At 66.0% G+C, this 1,266-nt stretch carries 1 pseudogene; it reads left to right on the top strand.

Annotated elements, in window-relative coordinates:
• The first annotated feature begins 73 nt into the window (after nucleotides 1-73).
• Nucleotides 74-1,218, top strand: a pseudogene (locus tag ACFRAC_RS36785) (IS3 family transposase).
• Nucleotides 1,219-1,266 lie beyond the last annotated feature (48 nt).

A 1,266-nucleotide genomic window follows, 5' to 3' on the forward strand; every position in this document is an offset into this window, starting at 1 on the left:
GAGTGGTATGCCCCGGTTCTAATGGAGTCGGGTTGCTGGACAATTGACGATCCAGCAGCCTTCGGAGGCCGTGATGCCCCGCAGCTATCCGCCCGAATTCCGCCGCAAGGTTCTCGATCTTGTCGCATCCGGCAGGAAGGTAGCCGAGGTCGCCCGACTTCTCGGCATCAGTGACCAGACGATCTATGTCTGGCGTCGCCAGCACCTCATCGATACGGGGCAGTTGCCCGGTACGACCAGCAGCGACCAGTCCGAGCTCGCTGCGGCCCGCAAGCGTATCGCCGAGCTGGAGGCTGAGTTGGCCATCCACCGGCGGGCTGCCGAACTGTTGGGCGAGGTGACGTCCCCAAAAGGCGGTTCGAAGCCATCCGCGTGATGGCCCGTGAGCAACTGCCGGTGCAGCTGGCCTGCCGGGTGCTGCATGTCGCAGAGTCCGGATACTACGCCTGGCGTGACCGGCCGCCGTCGAACCGCCTGGTCAAGCACGCCTGGCTGACCGAGGCCATCGTGGGCATCCACACCGCCTCCCGCGGCACCTACGGCTCCCGCCGGGTCCACGCGGAGCTCGGTCTGGGCCTGAACATCCATGTCAGCCACGGCACCGTGGAGCTGCTGATGCAGCGCGCTGGCCTGCATGGCCTGCCCGGCAACCGGCGCCCCCGCACCAAGCACGTGACCCCGTCCGTCTCCGACCTGGTGGAGCGCAACTTCACCCGGCACGCCCGGGACCAGTTATGGGTCACCGACATCACCGAGCACCCCACCTTTGAGGGCAAGGTGTACTGCGCGGTCGTTCTGGACACGTTCTCACGACGCGTGGTGGGTTGGTCGATCGACGCCTCACCCACCGCGGCACTGACCACCAACGCCCTCGCCATGGCCATCGGCAACCGCAACCCGCAGCCCGGCGGCACCATCATCCACTCAGACCACGGAGTGCAGTTCGGGTCCTGGGCATTCACCCAGCGCGCGAGGGCCTCCGGCCTGCTGCCCTCGATGGGCTCCATCGGGGACTGCGTGGACAACGCGATGATGGAATCCTTCTGGGCCCGGGTCCAGGTCGAACTGCTCAACCGCAGACGGTGGCGGACCCGGCTGGAGCTGTCCACCGCACTCTTTGAGTACCTGGAAATCTTCCATAACCGACAGCGCAGGCACTCCGCGCTGGGCATGCTCAGTCCGGTGGAGTACGAACTCCGCACCCCACCAGTAGCCTGAAACCAAGCAACTCGACTCCACCCAACTTGGGACAGTCCGGAGCCTCCA

The organism is Streptomyces sp. NPDC056628 (genome assembly GCF_042792555.1).
Taxonomy (GTDB): domain Bacteria; phylum Actinomycetota; class Actinomycetes; order Streptomycetales; family Streptomycetaceae; genus Streptomyces.